Origin of the sequence: Actinoplanes xinjiangensis, assembly GCF_003148685.1 — a bacterium.
Classification (GTDB): Bacteria; Actinomycetota; Actinomycetes; order Mycobacteriales; family Micromonosporaceae; genus Actinoplanes; species Actinoplanes xinjiangensis.
Map to the genome: position 1 here is coordinate 179,914 of NZ_QGGR01000008.1, position 17,299 is coordinate 197,212.

A 17,299-nucleotide genomic window follows, 5' to 3' on the forward strand; every position below is an offset into this window, starting at 1 on the left:
GCCCGGCCGGGCGGGATCAGGCACCTGATGTGGGCCGGGTGGTCGCGGCCAGTTGGTCGCCCAGCGCGGTACGCCAGTAGAGGACCTCCCGGCCGGCCCGGCGGCGTAGCACCAGGCCGGCGTCGAGCATCACCTTGAGGTGGTTGCCGACGGAACCGAGGGGCAGGCCGGAGACGGCGGTGAGCTGGGTGGTCGAGCGGGGATCGTCGAGTGCCTGGAGCAGGCGGGCGCGGTTGGCGCCGATCAGGCGAGCCAGCCCCTGGGTGGCCGCGGTGCCGGTGGGGGCGAGCGCGCCGGTCACCGGGTAGATGACGGCGTAGCGGGTGGGCTGGTTCCAGGCCACCCAGGAGCCGTTGCTGTGTGCGGGGACGAACAGCAGGGTCCGGGCCGCCGAGACGTCGTGTTCAGGCAGGTCGTAGTGGTTGATCTGGAGGCGGCCGTCGCCGAGCCACTGTTGCCTCGCGCCCAGGGTGGGGATCACGCCGGACCAGCCGTGCGCGGCCAGCATGGCCGTGCGGGAGACGATGTCGGCCTGGAGCACCCGCTGGCGGCGCGGCCAGTCGGCGGCGACGGTCACGGTCCAGACCCAGCGCAGTTCCGGGTGCTGTTCCTGGTCCGCTGTGTGACGATGGCGGCCGTCTCGATCGGCGGTTTCGCGCTCGGGACCACGACCTACGCCGCCACCGGCTCGCCCGTCCTCACCGCCCTGTCGATGTTCGGTGGGCCGTCGATCACGTTGCTCGGGTCGGCCACCGTCCTCAGCCTGTCCGATGCGATGGGCCCGCGGCGGGCCACGACGGTCATGCCGGTCGCCTACGCGATCGCCTTCGCCTGCAGGCGCTCCTCCACCTGGCGTGGGCGGTCTGCTGCTCGTCCCGTTCGCCCCGGCCGGCCTCTTCCTGATCGCCGCGGGCGCCTCGGCGGCCGTCGTGCTGATCCTGCGGTTCGGCATCCGGGAACGGCCGGGGGTGGCGTCCGGCACGGGAGTGGTGAAGCGGACCCGGGAGGTCAACCGCGGTCTGCTGGGCTCGCCGGTGACCCGGCCGCTGTACTTGGCGATGTGGGTGCCCAACGGGATCATCGTCGGTTGTGAGGCCCTGTTCGTCCCGTTCGCGGGGCAGTCGGGGCCGGGTATCTGTTCGCCGCCGGCGCGGCCGGCATGCTCGTCGGTGACGTGGTCGTGGGCCGCTTCGTCGCGCCCCGGCACCGCGATCGGATGATCACACCGTTGCAGCTGCTGCTGGCGCTGCCGTATCTGGGGTTCTGGGCGGCACCGTCGCCGGCGGTCGCGGTCGTGCTCGCCTTCGTCGCGTCGGCCGGCTTCGCCGCCGCGCTGCCGCTGCAGGAGAGGCTGGCCGGGAACATCGGGCCGGAGGTACGTGGGCAGGCGTTCGGCCTGTACTCGACCGGGCTGATGGTGGGCCAGGCCGTCGGCGCGGTGATCGGCGGGACGCTCGCCACCGCGCTCGGCACGACATCTGCGATGGGCACGCTGGCGGTCATGTCACTGGGCGTCACGGCGACGTTGATGTACGGGCTGCGGCGCTCCGCACCTGCGCAGGCACCACGCGTCGAAAGCCACCCGTAGCGGTGCACAGCGCCGCACCGCGAGCCGGAGCTCTGCGAACCGCCCACGAAGTGCCGATGGGCTACGGCCGGGTGAAGACGGCCCGCCAGCGGGTGGGCAGGGTGGTTCCGGCGGCACCCACGTTGTCCACCGAGACCGGCTGCAACCCGTCGCCGGCGAAGGTGTCGATCTCGGCCCTGGTCAGCGGCCACGGTGGGCCGTCGCCGCCGCTGTCGGTGCGGACGGTCGCGGCGGCCAGGACGATCAGGGTGCCACCGGGTGCGACGAACGTGCCGACCGTGTGGATCGCGGCGGCCCGGATCGCGGTCGGCAGTGCCTGCACGTTGTTGCTCTCCAGGACCAGGTCGAAGGCCCGCCGCCAGTCGGTGGGCGGGGCGAGCAGGTCGGCGACCCGGTAATCGACCGGGGTGCCGGGGTGCCGTTCGCGGGCCAGGTCGATGGCGGTGGCCGAGATGTCGAAGGCGGTCACCCGGTAGCCGAGGGCGGCGACGTACTCGGCGTCACGGCCGGGGCCGCACCCGACGACCAGTGCGCGGCGGCCGTCTCCGGCGGGCAGGTCGAGCGACTGCAGGTGGGCGCTGGGTGCCGGTACGTCCCAGGGGACCTCGGCCTGGCCGGAGCGGGAGGCGGCGTACAGCTGCTCGAACCAGCCGGTGGGGTCGCCGGCCGCGAGGGAGGCGGCGGCCAGGCGGCGTGCGTCGCCCGCCGAGGGTGCCGAGGTCATCGGGGGACGACCCGGCGCATCTCGCGCAGGGCCTGGCGGCGCACGTCGCCGGTGAGGCGGTCGATGTAGAGCCGGCCGTCGAGGTGGTCGGTCTCGTGCTGCAGGGCGCGGGCCAGGAAACCGGTGCCCTCGATGACGAGCGGTTCACCGTGCTGGTCGAAGCCGCGGGCGACGACCGAGTCGTATCGCACGGTCTCGTAGCCGAGGCCGGGCAGCGACAGGCAGCCCTCCTCGTCGGTCTGCTCACCGGTGAGGTCGCTGAGCACCGGGTTGACCAGGTGGCCGACGACTCCGCCGACGTTGTAGGAGAAGACCCGCAGACTGACACCGATCTGCGGGGCGGCGACTCCGGCGCGGCCGGGCTCGCGGACGGTGTCCTCCAGGTCACGCACGAGGTCGCGCAGCTGCGGGCCGAAGTCGGTGACCTCGTCGGCGGGCGTGCGCAGGACCGGGTCACCGTAGAGCCGGATGGGCCGTACTGTCATGCCCCAAAGGTTAACCGGTCGTTACGCGGCGTAGAGGGTGGGGCGTTCGGTCCGCAGCATGTGGCGCAGTTTGATCAGTGACCGGCGGGTCTGCGACTTCACCACGGTGATCGGGACGTCCAGTTCGGCGGCGACCTGTTCCACGCTGTGGTCGGCGAAGTAGCGCAGCATCACGATGGCACGGTCGCGGACGGGTAGCCGCGACACGGCGTCGAGCAGGGTGAGCCGCAGCTCCGGGCTGATCGAGTAGGCGGGTTCGCGCAGCTCCCCGGTGGCGGTCTCGGTGGAGCTGCGGCGGCGCCGGTGGTCCAGGTAGACGCGCAGCAGGACCTTCTGGGCGTACGCCACCAGGTTGTCGCTGTCGACGGCCCGCTCCCAGCTCAGGAACAGCTTGGCCAGCGTGGTCTGGGTCAGGTCCTGGGCGAGGTGCCAGTCCCGGCAGAGCTGGAACGCCGCGCGGTGCAGGCGACCGCTGGTGGCGTGGGCGAAACCGGCGAAGTCGGCACGCAGGGGCCGGATGGTGGCCCGCATCGGGGTGACCGGGTGGTCGAGAAGCTCAAGCATGTCCGCGATCTCGTCTCTCTGCCAGCCACCGGGCACGCAGGTGTGCCACTGTGGACCGTCTCGGTGCCGCGCGGACGTCAAAGTACGCGCTCAGCCCCCGCCCACGGGGACGGATGCCGACAGTGGCACGCATTGGGTAGAGACGGCTCGGAGATCGCTATGAGCAGGCTGTGCAGGTCACCGGCCCCGCAGTGCGGCGCGCACCGGTCCGGTCTTGGCGGCGGCCTCATCCACTTCGGCGACCGGGTCGCTGTCGATGGTGATGCCGCCCCCGGCCCAGACGTGGGCGCGGCTGCCGTCGACGGCGACGGTGCGGATGCTCAGGCCGAGGTCCAGGTGGTCGTGACCGATCCAGCCCAGCGCGCCCATGCTGACGCCCCGGCCGACCGGTTCGAGGGCGGCGATCCGCGCCAGGGCGGCCAGTTTCGGGGCGCCGGTGACGCTGCCGCCGGGGCAGACGGCCCGCAACAGGGCGGCCAGGCCCACGCCGGGGTCCAGGTCGGCGGACACGACCGACTCCGCCTGCCACAGACCTGACCATTCGCGTACGGCGAACAGCTCGTCCACCCGCACCGGCCCGGTGCCCGGGAGCCGGGCGAGGTCGTTGCGTTCCAGATCGACGATCATCACGTGTTCGGCGCGTTCCTTGGCGGAGGCGAGCAGTTCCCGGCGGCCGGCGGCGGTGGCCGGGCGGGTGCCCTTGATCGGCCGGGTGACGACCCGGCCGTCGCGGACCTCGACGAGGGTCTCCGGGGACGCGGTGGCGACCGCCCATCCGTCGCCGGTCAGGACACCGCCGTAGCGGGCGCCGGCGAGGGCGGCGACACGGCGCAGGGCCGGGCCGGGGTCGCCGGTGTACGCCGCGGACGCGTGCCCGACGATGTTGACCTGGTAGACGTCGCCCCGCCCGATGGCGGCCCGGACCTCGTCGACGGCGGTGGCGTGGTCGGCGCGGGTCCAGCTCTCCCGCCACGGCCCGAGGCTCCACCGGTCACCGGACATGTCACCGGTCGGTGTGACATCGCGGGCATGTCGGTAAACAACGGCGTATACATCAGGAATGCCGGGCACAGGAGAGCGCGATCCGATGACACCGCCTGCCATCACGGCCCCAGCATCGGCGGATACATAGAGTGATGCCCCGCAGATGTCGCCATCGCCGATCGTCTGGTATTTGTCACCCGTTCGGCCGAGGTTACGCACCGGTAGTCCGTTGTCGGCGAGGTACCGCGCCACAAGCTCGGCAGGGTCACCGGGATCACCCCGATGCCATCGAAAGGCGCTTAACGCGTGGTGACGGGCATGGCAGCCCGCCGGAGCCCCCGGCGGACGGCCGATCGGAGGTAGCGGACAGTGGTCGACGGCCCCTCCGGCGTGGAGCATGGGAACCGAGGATCCGCGAGCCGACGCCGTCACCGGGTTGAACCAGTGTCGTTCGATGTGAGGTAACGTTCGTCACCGCAATTGTGAACCTTCACACAGCCCCCAACCGGAGTAAACCGATGTGCCAGCACCTGATCGCCTGCCCCCCAGCCGACGCCACCGACCGTGAGGCCGCCCGCATCATCGCGACCTTCCAGGAGCAGGGATGGAGCCTGCTCTGCAACGGCGTCATCGTCTTCGAGGACACCGGTGAGCTGCTCCCCGACGGCACCACGATCGAGCCGCACCGCGGCCCGGCCGTGCACGCCCTGGCAGCCTGACCACACCCACGACACGCGACGCAGCGTAGTCAATCGAGGACCACGGAAGCGGCGCAGGCCGCGATCATCGACGACCGCGACCTGCGCAACAGGAGAAACTGAGCCCGAAGCGGGTCAGTCCTCGAAAGCTTCCGGCGACGGACAGGAACACACCAGATTCCGGTCGCCGAAGGCACCGTCGATACGCCGTACCGGCGGCCAGTACTTCGCCGTCCGGTCCACGCCCTCCGGGAAACCGGCCACGGAGCGTGAATACGGGTGGGTCCACTCGTCCGCCGTCACCGCCGAGGCCGTGTGCGGCGCGTTCGCGAGCGGGTTGTCGCCCGCCGGCCACTCGCCCGACGCGACCCTGTCGATCTCGCCCTTGATGGCGATCATCGCGGCGATGAAGCGGTCCAGCTCGGCGAGGTCCTCACTCTCGGTCGGCTCCACCATGAGGGTGCCCGCGACCGGGAACGACATCGTCGGCGCGTGGAAGCCGTAGTCGATCAGCCGCTTCGCCACGTCGTCCACACTCACACCGGTGGCCTTCGTGATCGGCCGCAGGTCCAGGATGCACTCGTGCGCGACCAGGCCGTGCTCGCCCGCGTACAGCACCGGGTAGTGCTCCCGCAGCCGCGCCGCCACATAGTTGGCCGTCAGCACCGCCGTCGCGGTCGCCGCCGCCAGACCGTCCGGGCCCATCATCCGGATGTACGCCCACGAGATCGGCAGGATGCCCGCCGAACCGTGCGCCGCCGCCGACACCGCGTGGTGCTCGCCCTGCTCCAGCGGATCGCCCGGCAGGAACGCGGCCAGGTGCGCGCCGACCGCGACCGGGCCCACCCCGGGACCGCCGCCGCCGTGCGGGATGCAGAACGTCTTGTGCAGGTTCAGGTGCGACACGTCCGCCCCGAACTTCCCCGGACGGGCGTAGCCGACCAGCGCGTTCAGGTTCGCGCCGTCCACATACACCTGGCCGCCGGCCTCGTGCACCTTCGCGCACAGGTCGGCGATGCTCTGCTCGTAGACACCGTGGGTGGACGGGTAGGTCACCATGATCGCCGCGAGCTGGTCGCGGTGCTTCTCGATCTTGGCGTCCAGGTCGGTGAGGTCGACGTTGCCGTCGGCGTCACAGGCCACCACGACGACCCGCATGCCGGCCATCACGGCGCTCGCCGCGTTCGTGCCGTGCGCCGACGACGGGATCAGGCAGACGTCGCGGTGCTCGTCGCCGCGGGAGCGGTGGTAGCCGCGGATCGCCAGCAGACCGGCCAGCTCACCCTGCGAACCCGCGTTCGGCTGGACGCTGACCGCGTCGTAGCCGGTGATCTCGGCGAGCCAGGCCTCCAGCTGGGCGACCAGGTGCTCATACCCCTCGACCTGGTTCTTCGGGGCGAACGGGTGGATGTCGGCGAACTCCGGCCAGGTGACCGCCTCCATCTCGGTGGTGGCGTTCAGCTTCATCGTGCACGAGCCCAGCGGGATCATGCCCCGGTCCAGCGCGTAGTCCCGGTCCGACAGCCTGCGCAGGTAACGCAGCATGCTCGTCTCGGAGCGGTGGGTGTTGAACACCGGGTGGGTCAGGTACTCGCCGGTCCGGGCCAGCGGACGGGCACCGCACTCGGCCGGCGCGGCCAGACGCGCGCCGAAGGCAGCCAGGACGGTCGCCACGTGCGCGTCGGTGGTGGTCTCGTCGGTGGAGACCGACACCCGGTCGGCGTCCACCCGGAGCAGGTCGACCCCGCTCGCGGCCGCGGCCTCGACGATCTCGGTGGCGCGGCCGGGAACGATCGCGGTGACCGTGTCGAAGAAGGCGCCGGAGCTCAGCTCGATCCCGGCGGCGGTCAGCGAACCGGCCAGGGTCAGCGCGTGCCCGTGCACCCGCTTCGCGATGTCCCGCAGACCGGCGGGGCCATGGTAGACCGCATACATACTCGCCATCACGGCCAGCAGCACCTGCGCGGTGCAGATGTTGCTGGTCGCCTTCTCCCGGCGGATGTGCTGCTCGCGGGTCTGCAGGGCCAGCCGGTAGGCCTGGTCGCCGTCGGCGTCCTTCGAGACGCCGACCAGACGGCCGGGCAGCGACCGCTCCAGACCGGCACGCACGGCCAGGTAACCGGCGTGCGGGCCGCCGAAGCCCAGCGGTACGCCGAAGCGCTGCGTGGTGCCGGCGGCGATGTCCACGCCGATCTCGCCCGGTGCCCGCAGCAGGGTCAGGGCCAGCAGGTCGGCCGCGACCGTGACCAGGGCGCCCTTGGCGTGGGCCGCCTCGACCAGGGCCGCGTGGTCCCGCACGGCGCCGGACGCACCCGGGTACTGCAGGTGCAGGCCGAAGTAGTCCGCCGGCAGCTCGTCCTTCTCCACGTCGACGATCACCACCGAGATACCCAGCGGTTCGGCACGGGTACGCAGCACCGACAGCGTCTGCGGGAACGTGTCGGCGTCCACCGCATACACGTTGCTCTTGTTCTTCGACGAGCGCCGGGCCAGGGTCATCGCCTCGGCGACCGCGGTGGCCTCGTCGAGCATCGACGCGTTCGCCGTGGTCAGGCCGGTCAGGTCGGTGACCATGGTCTGGAAGTTGAGCAGCGCCTCGAGCCGGCCCTGGCTGATCTCCGGCTGGTACGGCGTGTACGCCGTGTACCACGCCGGGTTCTCCAGCACGTTCCGCCTGATCACCGCGGGCGTGACGGTGTTGTAGTAGCCGAGCCCGATCATCGGGGTGGCCAGGACGTTACGGCCGGCGATCGCGCGCAGCTCGGCGATCGTCTGCTCCTCGGAGATCCCGGCCGGCAGCTCGAGGTCACCGTGGAAGCGGATCGACTCCGGGATCGCGGCGTCCATCAGTTGCTCGACCGAGCCATACCCGATCGCCTTGAGCATCGTGGTCTGCTCGTCGGTGTCCGGGCCGATGTGCCGGGAAACGAACGGGGACGTCATGGGCGACTCCTGGCGTGAGAAGGTCGAGAAGCAACCTCCCCCTCTGTCATACCCAGATTGCGGCATTTCAGAGTTGCCAACCCGCGCGGTCCTTTTGCCTGAAAGTTTCCGGGGAGGATTTGCCTCTTCGGCGCCGCGTCAACGGACTCTCCCGCGCTGCGACCAACCTACCAGCGGCCCCGGGGAAGATCGGGAGTCCTAGGGTGTGCGATGTGACGTACTTCCCTGCCGCCGACCGCTACGCCGACATGATCTACCGCCGTGCCGGTCGCAGTGGCCTCAAGCTCCCCGCCATCAGCCTGGGTCTCTGGCACAACTTCGGTGACGGCCGTCCCGCCGACCGCCAGCGCGACATCGTCCGCCGGGCCTTCGACCTCGGCGTGACGCACTTCGACCTGGCCAACAACTACGGGCCCCCGCCGGGCAGCGCCGAGACCAACTTCGGCCGCATCCTGGCCGCCGACCTCGCCGCCCACCGCGACGAGCTGATCATCTCGACCAAGGCCGGCTACACCATGTGGGACGGCCCGTACGGCGACTGGGGCTCCCGCAAATACCTGGTCTCGTCGCTGGACCAGTCGCTGCGACGGCTCGGCCTCGACTACGTCGACGTGTTCTACCACCACCGGCCCGACCCCGAGACCCCGCTCGAGGAGACGATGACCGCGCTCGACGCGATCGTCCGCTCCGGCAAGGCGCTCTACGTCGGCATCAGCAACTACAAGAGCGAGCAGGCCGCGCGGGCCGCCGACATCCTGCGGGAACTGGGCACGCCGCTGCTGATCCACCAGCCGTCCTACTCGATGCTCAACCGGTGGATCGAGCACGACCGGCTGCTGGACACCCTGGAGGCCGCCGGGGCCGGCTGCATCGCGTTCAGCCCGTTGCAGCAGGGCCTGCTCACCGACCGCTACCTGACCGGCATCCCCGAGGACTCCCGGATCCGGACCAGCGTGTTCCTCAACGAGAGCGCCCTGGACGCCAAGACCCTCGGCCGGCTGCACTCGCTCAACGACATCGCCAAGCGGCGTGGGCAGACCCTCGCCCAGCTGGCGCTCGCCTGGGCGCTGCGCGACCCGCGGATGACCAGCCTGATCATCGGCGCGTCCAGCGTCCGGCAGCTGGAGAACAACGTGGCCGCCCTCGGCAACCTCGCACTCGACCGCAGCGAGCTCGACGAAATCGACGCGACGGTCCTTGATCTCTAGCCGTATCCTCCGGCCTCATGATCGACCTCGTCGAACGGCACACGGCCCTCGCGGTCGTGGTCGGGTCGCGCGCCTATGGACTCCACGGGCCCGGCTCCGACCACGACCGGCGAGGGGTGTTCGTGGCGCCGACCCGCGACTTCTGGACCCTCGACAAACCGCCCACCCACCTGGACGGGCCGGCCGAGGAACAGTTCTCGTGGGAGATCGAGCGGTTCTGCACCCTCGCACTCCAGGCCAACCCGACGGTCCTGGAAGTGCTCTGGTCGCCGCTGGTCTCGTCCCGGAACACCGACGGCGACGCGCTCGTCGCGATCCGGCGGGCGTTCCTGTCCCGGCGGGTCGCCGAGACCTACGGCAGCTACGCCCGCGACCAGCTCACCAAGGTCGCCAACCGGCGGGAACGGACCGGGGAGGTCAACTTCAAGCAGGCCATGCACATGGTGCGGCTGCTGATGGCCGGGGTGCACGTGCTGCGTACCGGTGAGGTGCTCGTCGACGTGTCGGACCGGCGCGAGGAACTGCTGGCGGTCAAGCGCGGCGAACGCCCCTGGGACGAGGTGTCCGCGTGGGCCGGCCGGCTCCAGGAGGAACTCGCCGCGGCGGCCGCCTCGACGTCGCTGCCCCCGGCCCCGGACCGGGCCGCGGTGGACCGGATGCTCGTGGCCGTACGAGAAAGGAATCTCCGATGACCACCGTCGTGCCGGAGTGGGCCGCCAACGCCGCCACCGCCCTGCCGTATCCCCTGCTCTTCGCCACCGTGAGCGGCGCGCACCTGTACGGTTTCGCCTCCGTCGACTCGGACCTGGACCTGCGCGCCTCGCACGTGCTGCCGCCGCACGAGGTCGTCGGCCTGCGCACCGGCCCCGACACGGTCGAGCACTCCGGGGTCCGCGACGGCGTCGAACTGGACATCGTCAGTCACGACCTGCTGAAGTTCGCCAAACTGCTGAACAGCCGCAACGGGTACGTCCTGGAACAGCTGATGTCACCGCTCGTGGTCGTCACCACCGACGTCCATGCCGCGTTGAAGTCGCTCGCGCCCGGGCTGATCACCAGTCATCACGCCCACCACTACCTCGGGTTCGCGGCCACCCAGGACCGGCTCTACCACCGGATCGGGCAGCTCAAGCCCGCCCTCTACACGCTGCGGGTGCTGCTCACCGGCATCCACCTGATGCGCACCGGCGAACTGGAGTGCGACCTGGGCGTCCTCGGCGAGAAGATCGCCTACGTCCCGGAGCTGATCGCCGCGAAACGCGAAGCCGAACACGGTCCGCTGCCGGCCCGCGCCGCCGCCCACCTCGCCGCCGACGTCCCGGCGCTGCGCGCCGACCTCGAACAGGCCCGGGACGACAGCAGACTCCCGGCGTACGCCGACCCGGCCGCCGTGGCGCAGCTGCACGACCTGGTCGTCCGCACCCGCCTGGCTCAGCCGTCCACGGCGACGCTGAGCAGCCCCTCCGGCGTTTCGTAGAACAGGTACTCCCGGGGACGGCCGTTGCGCTCGCCGCACATGTCTGCCGGCGGGCCGGGCTCCGCTCCGTCACCGATCATCCGCAATGTCCGTGTCACGGTGGCCAATGTACGGGCGCACTGGAAGGATCGAGAACATGGAATACCGCTACATCGGGGGCAGCGGACTCCGCGTGAGTGAGCTGTGCCTCGGGACGATGACCTTCGGCAATGAGGCGGACGAGTCCGCCTCCCACGAGATCCTGGATCGCTACGCCGAGGCGGGCGGTGACTTCATCGACACCGCCGACGTATATTCCGGCGGCGCCTCCGAGGAGATCATCGGCCGCTGGCTGGCCCGGCAGCGGCGCGACTCGCTGGTCATCGCGACCAAGGGGTTCTGGGCGACCGGGGACGCCGGCAACGACCACGGCGGCGGGCGCAAACACCTGATCTCCGCCGTGCACGCCAGCCTGCGACGGCTCGGCACCGACTACATCGACCTGTATCAGCTGCACTGCTTCGACGAGACGACACCCGTCGAGGAGACCCTGTCGACACTGGACACGCTCGTGCGTACCGGGCTGGTCCGGCATCTCGGGGTGTCAAATTACGCGGCGTGGCAGTTGCAGAAGTCGGTGGACGTCGCCCGGTTCCGCGGGTGGGAGCCGTTCGTGGCCGCGCAGCCGCTCTACAACCTCATCGACCGGGAGATCGAGACCGAACTCGTACCGGTCTGCCGCAACGAGGGCGTCGGCATCATCCCGTGGTCGCCGATGCGCGGCGGCTGGCTGACCGGCAAATACCGGCGCGGCATGACGTCGGCGCCGGCCGGCAGCCGCTGGGACGGCGACAAGCAGCCGTGGCTCGGCAACTGGCAGGACAGCGTCGACGAGCGCGTCTGGCGGGTCACCGACGCGCTGATCGACGTCGCGTCCACGCTCGACCGCAGCCCCGCCCAGGTGGCGTTGCGCTGGCTGCTGCAACGCCCCGGGGTGACCGCCCCGATCATCGGCGCCCGCACGACCGAGCAGCTGTCCGACAACCTCGGCGCGACCGGCTGGAGCCTCGACGAGAAACACCTGGAGCAGCTGACCGCCGCCGGTGAGCAGCCGCTGCCGTACCCGCACGCCTACCTGGCCCGCTCGCCGCGCCGCCGCCCGTGAACGTCGTCACCACCCACGACTGGGACGCCGGGGCAGGCAAAGTCCGGCGGCACGAGAAGGTCCAGTTCTCCGCGCTCGACCTGTGCGAGACCGACCTGGAGGGCATCGAGTTCTCCGAGTGCGTCTTCCGCGACGCCCGGTTCAACCGCTCCCGGCACGCCGACGTGGCGTTCCTGAACTGCCGGTTCGTCAACTGCAACTTCTTCGACGCCACGTTCACCAACTGCAAGGCGGTCGGCAGCAGCTTCGAGGGGTGCTCGTTCGACCTGACCACGGTCGACGGCGGGGACTGGTCGTTCATCGTGCTGCCCCGCACCGATCTGGGCAGTGCCACGTTCACCGGGGTGCGGATGCGCGAGGCCGACCTGACCGGCGTGCGCTGCCGTAACGGCACGATGCGCGGCCTCGACCTGTCCGCCGCCCAGCTGACCGGCGCCGACTTCACCGGTTGCGACCTGCGCGGCACGGACCTGCACGCCTTCGACCCGCGCACCCTGGAGATGCGCAACGCCGTCATCACCGCCGACCAGGCCGTCGTACTGGCGATGTCCCTGGGCCTGCAGATCCGCGACGCCTGAACCGCGGCCGTCGTCAGTGGCAGTGACCGTCGCGGCCGAGGGTGGTCTCGGCGGTCACCCCCGGCCGGGACCACTGCGGTGCGGGCCGGCCGGTCGGCCCCCAGGTGGGATCGCCGTTCCCGTCGATCCGCCAGTACCAGCACGGATCCTGGTCCGCCGCACGTCCGTCCGGGTTGTCCTGCCACGCCTCGCCCCGGCCGTACACGGTCATGTCGAGCAGGGCGAACGTCGGGTTCGTCACCTCGTTGCCGCGGCCGGTCGTGGAGTAGGTGAGGAACACCCGGTCCCCGGAGCGCAGGAAGCAGGACAGGTAGCCCATCTCCCCACCGACCGGCGGCGGGGCGTCGCGCACCGAATACCAGGGCTGGGTGTAGCCCATGAACTCGGTAAACGCGGCCACCTCCGGCCAGCTCCCGGTGGTGACGACGGCGAACGACACCCCGCGGGCGTTGAGGTAGACGGCGTCCCGCAGATGCCAGACTGCGTTGGTGCAGCCTTCGCACTGGCCCTGGTGCGGAGCGCCGTCATACCACATGTGCTGGTAGACGACGAGTTCGTCACGCCCCTGGAAGAGGCTGAGAAACGGAACCGGCCCGTCCGGCCCGACGACCGGGATCGCCGGGTCGACCTCCACCATCGGCAGCCGGCGCCGGGCCGCGGCGATCGCGTCGCCCTCCCGGGTGTGCGCCTTCTCCCGGATCAGGAGTTCGTCCCGGACGGCCTGCCAGGTCGCCCGGTCGACGACGGGTGGGGTGCTTCGCATGGTGGTCCTCCACGAATCGATGGTCATCCCGGGATAGACCACCCGGCCGCCGGAAACTCATCGGTGAAAGATCGTCGTAGGAGCCCAGGTGTTTGCCTTCCGTACGGTGTGCCGGTTTACGCTGATGGCATGTCTGTGAGTGCCGCCCCCGTTACACACCTCGCCCGGCCGCATCGGCCCGTGGTCGTGGCGGGGACCCTCGGCGAGTTGTGCGGGCCGACCACCGGGTTCGCCGAGCTGCCGCTGCGCCTGTGGTGGCACCCCGAGCGGGCCTTCGACCTGAGCCGGCACACCATGCTCCTGTGGATGTATGAGAACGTGCTCCGCGAGGCCATCCGCATCGACGAGCTGCGCAACCACCTCGACGGTGCGACGCTCGTGCGGGTGTGGCCGGAGCTCAACCTGCCCCGCGGCGTCCGTGCCGCCTGGGAGGCCCGCCACCCCCGGCTGCGCCTGCGCGCCGCCGGGTGAGCGTCGACGACTTCTACCGCGACGTGGCCCGCATCGCTCTGGCCGTCGCCGACAAACACGGGTTCGTCCTCGGCGGTGGGGTCGCCTGGCTGGTCAACGGGCTGGTCGCCCGGCCCACCGAGGACATCGACCTGTTCACCGACACGGCCGGTGGGGTGGCGGCCGCCGCGGGTGAGGTCACCTCGGCGCTGACCGGGGCCGGCTACCGGGTGGTCCGTGAGGACGCCGACGAGTTGTTCGCCGGGATGGACGCCGACATCCAGGAGTTCCTGGTGGCCGGCGAGCACCGGGCGCTGCGTCTCACCCTGTGCCGCCTGGACCGCCATCGCGCGCCGGTGGTGATGGACGTAGGCCCGGTCATGCACCTCGACGACCTGGTCGCCACGAAGGTCGCCGCCCTGGTCAACCGGCGTGAGGTGCGCGACTACATCGACGTGGCCGCGGCCCTGGAACGCTATCCCCTCGACCGTGTCCTCCAACTGGCACACGCCGCCGACCCGGCTCTCGACCCGGAGGACATCGCCGACGCCGGCCGCTACCTGGACCGGCTCGACGACGCCCGGTTCGGGCTCTACGGTCTGGACCGGGCCGCCATCGCCGACCTCCGTGACCGTTTGAAGGACTGGCCACGCACGTGAGGCTCACCGGAATCCTGGTCCCCGGCCGCCTCTACACGACCGCGGGCACACTGTTCGACCTGGCCGACCACATCCTCACCGGGCACGGCGACGCGGCCGAGCACATCACCTGGCTCGCCCCGGACGGCCTGCTCGACGTCGATCCGGAACCGTTCGTCCGGGTACACACCGAGGCCGCCCTGCACCGCCATCGAGGACTTCCTTCATCTCGTACGCTCGGAGAAGTCCACAACGGCACCATTCACCGTTCTCGGGAGTCCGCGCGAGGTCTCGTACCCTCCAGGCTCTTGAAGCGACCGCCGGGCTGAAGCGATCCGTCACCGCCGATGGGACGCTAGGGTTCGGCGGTGACCGTGTCGCCTGCGTCGAGGGCCGTCCAGCAGTATGCGGCGACCTCCGGAAACCTGACCGCCCGGATGGCGCTGCACGCCTACGGCACGAACCCGCAGGACTGGTTCGCCTTCGTGGCCGCGCATCTGCCGCGCGGCGGTGACGTCCTGGAGGTCGGGGCCGGCACGGGGGCGCTGTGGTCCCGGGTGGACCGGCGCGACCTGCGGCTGACGCTCACCGACTTCTCCCCCGCCATGTGCGACCGGCTGCGTGCGGTCGACGGCGCCGCGGTCCGCCGGTGCGACGCGACCCGGCTGCCGTTCGCCGCGGCCGCCTTCGACACGGTGATCGCCAACCACATGCTCTACCACCTGGACGATCCGGAGGCGGCGGTCCGCGAGTTCGCCCGGGTGCTGCGCCCTGACGGCCGGGTTCTCGTCGCCGTCAACGGGCGCGCCCACCACACCGCGATCATCGCGCTCGGCCCGGCGATCGGGCGCCCCGACCTGGTCCTGTCGACCACGCACCACGACATCACCGCCGAGACCGTGCCGGGACTGCTGGGCCGCCACTTCGGCACCGTCACCGTCGATCGCTATCCCGGCGATCTGGAGGTGCCCTCCCCCGAGCCGGTCATGGCCTATCTCGGCAGCATCGCCGCCGAACCGTTGACCGCCGGCCAGGAAGCCGCCGCCCGTGGCCTGATCGAGGCCCGGATCGCGGCCGACGGCGTGTTCCACATCCGCAGAGACACCGTCCTGATCACCGCGCGGCCGTAGCCGGGGGTGCGTGTCCTTTCGGGTCCGCGGCGGTGGACGGCGTTATTCTGGTAGGGCATGACCGATTCACAGCAGCCGTTCCGTGAGGCTTCATCGCAGCCGTTTCCTGAAGGCTCACCGCAGCCGTTCCGTGAGGCTTCATCGCAGCCGTTCCGCGAAGCGGATGCCATGCCGCCGGGTTCTGTCCGGCCCGCCAGCGATGTCGATGGACACGTCGCCGCCTACGTCGCGGCCTTCGCCACCGGGTCGAGCGCCGTGATGGACCGGCTCTACGAACCGGACGCCGTTCTGGTTCCGCAGCCGGGCACGCCGTTGACGAGCGCGGCCGAGCGCCGGGCCGCGTACGAGCATCTTCTCGGGTTCGGTGTCCCGATGGTCGCCGGAACCAGGCACCTCTACGTCGCGGGCGACATCGCCCTGTCGGTCGTCGACTGGTCGATGCGCGGCACCGCCCGCCAGGGCCATCCGCTCGATCTGAGCGGTGTCGCCGCCGATGTGCTCCGCCGGGGAGCCGACGGGCGCTGGCGGTATCTCATCAACAATCCGTTCGGCACCGGTTCCTGAGCGGATCGGCCGCTGACATCACCGCCGGTGTCAGCGGCCGACCCGTCCCTTCCCCGCATTCCCCGGCCCTTCCTGACCTCGCAGCCTTCGCGATCCTCTGGCCCTCCGGACCCTTCGCCGGCGCGCCCCGGCCGGGCGGGTCTGATCGCCGTCTCGGGTGCTGCGGGATGGGCGGGTCCGGAAGAATGTCCGCCGTGAAGGTTTCTCTCGAGCAGGTCCTGGCCTGGCGGATGCGCCGGCAGTTTCTCGAACGACCGGGAGCCGACTCCGTCGCGGCGGTCGTCGGGCGGCTGTGCGGCGTGCAGGCGCAGGTCGCGTCGGCTGCCGAGCAGGCTGTCGCGGTACGACTGTCGACGGCCGGTGAAGGGCCGTCCGGTGAGGCTCTCCGGCGCCGGGAGTTGATCAAGGTGTGGGCCATGCGCGGCACCCTTCACCTGCTCACCGTGGACGACGCGGCCTCCTACCTCAGTCTGCTGGCCGCGGCCCGTACGTGGGAGAAAGGATCCTGGCAGAAGACGTTCGCCACCGCGGCGCAGGTCAGCGCCATCGGTGACGCCGCCCGGGAGATCCTGCACGACCGGGTTCTCACCCGGGAGGAACTGACCGCGGAGATCGTGAAACAGACTCGCGACGAATCGCTGACCGAACTGCTCGGCTCGGGCTGGGGCACGGTCCTCAAACCGTTGGCCTGGCAGGGCTATCTCTGTAACGGGCCGAACGACGGCAGCCGGGTCACGTTCACCAGTCCCGGCAGCTGGATCGACGGATGGACCGGCCTGCCGGCACCGGACGAGGCGGCGCAGCGGGTCATCCCCGCCTATCTCGGTGCCTTCGGACCGGCCACGATGGAGTCGTTCGACCAGTGGCTGATCCGGGGCGCGTCCAAGAAGGCCTCGCTACGGAAGTGGTTCACCGACCTGAGCCGGTCCGGTGTCCTCACCGAGATCTCGGTCGACGGGCAGACCGCGTACGCCCGCACCGCCGACGTCGACGACATCGCGACGGCCGGGCCGATTCCGCCGGTCCGGCTGCTTCCCGCGTTCGACCAGTTCGTGCTGGGGCCCGGCACCAGGGACGAGACCGTCATCGCGCCGGAGCGACGGCCGCTGATCAGCAGGACCGGCGGCTGGATCTCGCCCGTCGTGGTCGCCGGGGGCAGGGTGGCGGGCACGTGGGAATCTACGGACAACGGCATCACGGTCACACTGTTCGCGGAGGCGGGGCCGGTCCCCGGCGACGAACTGGCGACCGAGGCCGGGCACGTCGCGCGGATCACCGGCGGTGGCACCGACCTGACGGTGGTGACCATCTGACGGGCGTTCGACGGGCCCGCCACGTCGCCGTTGGGCAGATGCCACGCC

22 protein-coding genes and 1 riboswitch are annotated in these 17,299 nt (G+C 70.9%); of the genes, 14 read left to right on the forward strand and 8 right to left on the reverse strand.

Translation table 11 applies throughout. The annotated features are described in order from the left end of the window. Positions 1–16 precede the first annotated feature (16 nt). Positions 17–577 (reverse strand): ArsR/SmtB family transcription factor, encoded by a 561-nt coding sequence (locus tag BC793_RS19755; RefSeq protein ID WP_109594311.1) that lies wholly within the window; start codon positions 575–577, stop codon positions 17–19. A 277-nt stretch (positions 578–854) separates the two neighbouring features. Here BC793_RS19755 and BC793_RS50645 point away from each other — a divergent pair, with 277 nt between their 5' ends. Together BC793_RS50645 and BC793_RS50650 are read left to right on the forward strand one after the other, a co-directional pair. Continuing rightward, positions 855–1,220 carry a hypothetical protein gene (locus tag BC793_RS50645; protein WP_203896300.1) on the forward strand — a complete coding sequence of 122 codons (366 nt, stop codon included), beginning with the start codon at positions 855–857 and terminating at the stop codon, positions 1,218–1,220. After that, positions 1,160–1,588, forward strand: a complete 429-nt coding sequence (locus BC793_RS50650; protein WP_203896301.1) for an MFS transporter — start codon at positions 1,160–1,162, stop codon at positions 1,586–1,588. The genes BC793_RS50645 and BC793_RS50650 overlap by 61 nt, the downstream gene beginning before the upstream one ends. A gap of 61 nt (positions 1,589–1,649) precedes the next feature. Here the strand turns inward: BC793_RS50650 and BC793_RS19765 are convergent, their stop codons facing one another. From BC793_RS19765 to BC793_RS19780, 4 genes are all read right to left on the reverse strand, one after another. Beyond that, entirely contained in the window at positions 1,650–2,312 is a 663-nt protein-coding gene (locus BC793_RS19765; RefSeq protein ID WP_109594312.1) for a class I SAM-dependent methyltransferase, read from the reverse strand. Beyond that, positions 2,309–2,797 carry a peptide deformylase gene (gene def, locus BC793_RS19770; protein ID WP_109594314.1) on the reverse strand — a complete coding sequence of 163 codons (489 nt, stop codon included), beginning with the start codon at positions 2,795–2,797 and terminating at the stop codon, positions 2,309–2,311. The genes BC793_RS19765 and def overlap by 4 nt, the downstream gene beginning before the upstream one ends. Before the next feature lie 21 nt (positions 2,798–2,818). Then, positions 2,819–3,361 carry a sigma-70 family RNA polymerase sigma factor gene (locus BC793_RS19775; protein ID WP_239170172.1) on the reverse strand — a complete coding sequence of 181 codons (543 nt, stop codon included), beginning with the start codon at positions 3,359–3,361 and terminating at the stop codon, positions 2,819–2,821. 177 nt (positions 3,362–3,538) lie between these two features. Then, positions 3,539–4,744 carry a chorismate-binding protein gene (locus BC793_RS19780; protein ID WP_109594316.1) on the reverse strand — a complete coding sequence of 402 codons (1,206 nt, stop codon included), beginning with the start codon at positions 4,742–4,744 and terminating at the stop codon, positions 3,539–3,541. Between the two features lie 119 nt (positions 4,745–4,863). Between BC793_RS19780 and BC793_RS19785 the strand changes: the two genes are divergently transcribed. Beyond that, the gene (locus BC793_RS19785; protein ID WP_109594318.1) at positions 4,864–5,064 is read left to right on the forward strand and encodes a DUF5999 family protein; all 201 of its coding nucleotides are present in this window, start codon (positions 4,864–4,866) and stop codon (positions 5,062–5,064) included. A 114-nt stretch (positions 5,065–5,178) separates the two neighbouring features. Here BC793_RS19785 and gcvP read toward each other — a convergent pair whose 3' ends face one another. Continuing rightward, positions 5,179–7,986, reverse strand: coding sequence for an aminomethyl-transferring glycine dehydrogenase (gcvP, locus tag BC793_RS19790; RefSeq protein ID WP_109594320.1), 2,808 nt, complete (start codon positions 7,984–7,986; stop codon positions 5,179–5,181). Positions 7,987–8,062: 76 nt separating this feature from the next. Continuing rightward, positions 8,063–8,150, reverse strand: a riboswitch (glycine riboswitch). A 48-nt stretch (positions 8,151–8,198) separates the two neighbouring features. On the opposite strand from gcvP, the gene mgrA reads away from it, so the two are divergent. From mgrA to BC793_RS19805, 3 genes are read left to right on the forward strand one after another with little or no spacing between them, the layout of a single operon-like run. Then, positions 8,199–9,194 carry an L-glyceraldehyde 3-phosphate reductase gene (gene mgrA, locus BC793_RS19795; protein WP_109594322.1) on the forward strand — a complete coding sequence of 332 codons (996 nt, stop codon included), beginning with the start codon at positions 8,199–8,201 and terminating at the stop codon, positions 9,192–9,194. Positions 9,195–9,211: 17 nt separating this feature from the next. Continuing rightward, the gene (locus BC793_RS19800; RefSeq protein WP_109594324.1) at positions 9,212–9,886 is read left to right on the forward strand and encodes a nucleotidyltransferase domain-containing protein; all 675 of its coding nucleotides are present in this window, start codon (positions 9,212–9,214) and stop codon (positions 9,884–9,886) included. Further along, on the forward strand, positions 9,883–10,671 hold the full coding sequence (locus BC793_RS19805) for a nucleotidyltransferase domain-containing protein (RefSeq protein WP_109594325.1): 789 nt from the start codon (positions 9,883–9,885) through the stop codon (positions 10,669–10,671). The genes BC793_RS19800 and BC793_RS19805 overlap by 4 nt, the downstream gene beginning before the upstream one ends. Here the strand turns inward: BC793_RS19805 and BC793_RS49680 are convergent. After that, positions 10,626–10,769, reverse strand: coding sequence for a hypothetical protein (locus BC793_RS49680; RefSeq protein WP_158319320.1), 144 nt, complete (start codon positions 10,767–10,769; stop codon positions 10,626–10,628). The genes BC793_RS19805 and BC793_RS49680 overlap by 46 nt on opposite strands. A gap of 38 nt (positions 10,770–10,807) precedes the next feature. Here BC793_RS49680 and BC793_RS19810 point away from each other — a divergent pair, with 38 nt between their 5' ends. Both BC793_RS19810 and BC793_RS19815 read left to right on the forward strand, forming a co-directional pair. Continuing rightward, complete coding sequence (locus tag BC793_RS19810) at positions 10,808–11,815, forward strand: aldo/keto reductase (RefSeq protein WP_109594654.1); 1,008 nt, start codon at positions 10,808–10,810, stop codon at positions 11,813–11,815. Continuing rightward, on the forward strand, positions 11,812–12,393 hold the full coding sequence (locus BC793_RS19815; protein WP_109594327.1) for a pentapeptide repeat-containing protein: 582 nt from the start codon (positions 11,812–11,814) through the stop codon (positions 12,391–12,393). The genes BC793_RS19810 and BC793_RS19815 overlap by 4 nt, the downstream gene beginning before the upstream one ends. A 13-nt stretch (positions 12,394–12,406) precedes the next feature. On the opposite strand, the gene BC793_RS19820 is transcribed toward BC793_RS19815, so the two are convergent. Then, entirely contained in the window at positions 12,407–13,156 is a 750-nt protein-coding gene (locus tag BC793_RS19820; RefSeq protein ID WP_203896302.1) for a DUF899 family protein, read from the reverse strand. Between the two features lie 129 nt (positions 13,157–13,285). On the opposite strand from BC793_RS19820, the gene BC793_RS19825 reads away from it, so the two are divergent. The 6 genes from BC793_RS19825 (at position 13,286) to BC793_RS19850 (ending at position 17,251) form a co-directional block, all read left to right on the forward strand. Beyond that, entirely contained in the window at positions 13,286–13,627 is a 342-nt protein-coding gene (locus BC793_RS19825; protein WP_109594329.1) for a hypothetical protein, read from the forward strand. Then, positions 13,624–14,265: a nucleotidyl transferase AbiEii/AbiGii toxin family protein gene (locus BC793_RS19830; RefSeq protein WP_109594331.1), complete on the forward strand. Its 642-nt coding sequence runs from the start codon at positions 13,624–13,626 to the stop codon at positions 14,263–14,265. Before BC793_RS19825 ends, BC793_RS19830 begins: the two co-directional genes overlap by 4 nt. Beyond that, the gene (locus BC793_RS51440; protein WP_239170173.1) at positions 14,262–14,573 is read left to right on the forward strand and encodes a hypothetical protein; all 312 of its coding nucleotides are present in this window, start codon (positions 14,262–14,264) and stop codon (positions 14,571–14,573) included. The genes BC793_RS19830 and BC793_RS51440 overlap by 4 nt, the downstream gene beginning before the upstream one ends. Positions 14,574–14,612: 39 nt before the next feature. Beyond that, a complete protein-coding gene (locus tag BC793_RS19840; RefSeq protein WP_203896303.1) occupies positions 14,613–15,374 on the forward strand; it encodes a class I SAM-dependent methyltransferase in 762 nt (253 codons plus the stop codon). A gap of 168 nt (positions 15,375–15,542) precedes the next feature. Next, positions 15,543–15,938, forward strand: a complete 396-nt coding sequence (locus BC793_RS19845; protein WP_109594333.1) for a YybH family protein — start codon at positions 15,543–15,545, stop codon at positions 15,936–15,938. Positions 15,939–16,132: 194 nt separating this feature from the next. Next, positions 16,133–17,251 carry a winged helix DNA-binding domain-containing protein gene (locus BC793_RS19850; RefSeq protein WP_109594659.1) on the forward strand — a complete coding sequence of 373 codons (1,119 nt, stop codon included), beginning with the start codon at positions 16,133–16,135 and terminating at the stop codon, positions 17,249–17,251. The last annotated feature ends 48 nt before the right edge of the window (positions 17,252–17,299 follow it).

Coding starts and splice junctions, on each gene's coding strand:
- BC793_RS50650 (WP_203896301.1), top strand. CDS start 1,160: ATGCTCGTCGGTGACGTGGTCGTGGGCCGCTTCGTCGCGCCCCGGCAC.
- BC793_RS19785 (WP_109594318.1), top strand. CDS start 4,864: ATGTGCCAGCACCTGATCGCCTGCCCCCCAGCCGACGCCACCGACCGT.
- BC793_RS19765 (WP_109594312.1), bottom strand. CDS start 2,312: ATGACCTCGGCACCCTCGGCGGGCGACGCACGCCGCCTGGCCGCCGCC.
- BC793_RS19820 (WP_203896302.1), bottom strand. CDS start 13,156: ATGCGAAGCACCCCACCCGTCGTCGACCGGGCGACCTGGCAGGCCGTC.
- BC793_RS19775 (WP_239170172.1), bottom strand. CDS start 3,361: ATGCTTGAGCTTCTCGACCACCCGGTCACCCCGATGCGGGCCACCATC.
- def (WP_109594314.1), bottom strand. CDS start 2,797: ATGACAGTACGGCCCATCCGGCTCTACGGTGACCCGGTCCTGCGCACG.
- BC793_RS19800 (WP_109594324.1), top strand. CDS start 9,212: ATGATCGACCTCGTCGAACGGCACACGGCCCTCGCGGTCGTGGTCGGG.
- BC793_RS19780 (WP_109594316.1), bottom strand. CDS start 4,744: ATGCTCCACGCCGGAGGGGCCGTCGACCACTGTCCGCTACCTCCGATC.
- BC793_RS19825 (WP_109594329.1), top strand. CDS start 13,286: ATGTCTGTGAGTGCCGCCCCCGTTACACACCTCGCCCGGCCGCATCGG.
- BC793_RS19805 (WP_109594325.1), top strand. CDS start 9,883: ATGACCACCGTCGTGCCGGAGTGGGCCGCCAACGCCGCCACCGCCCTG.
- gcvP (WP_109594320.1), bottom strand. CDS start 7,986: ATGACGTCCCCGTTCGTTTCCCGGCACATCGGCCCGGACACCGACGAG.
- BC793_RS19810 (WP_109594654.1), top strand. CDS start 10,808: ATGGAATACCGCTACATCGGGGGCAGCGGACTCCGCGTGAGTGAGCTG.
- BC793_RS19845 (WP_109594333.1), top strand. CDS start 15,543: ATGCCGCCGGGTTCTGTCCGGCCCGCCAGCGATGTCGATGGACACGTC.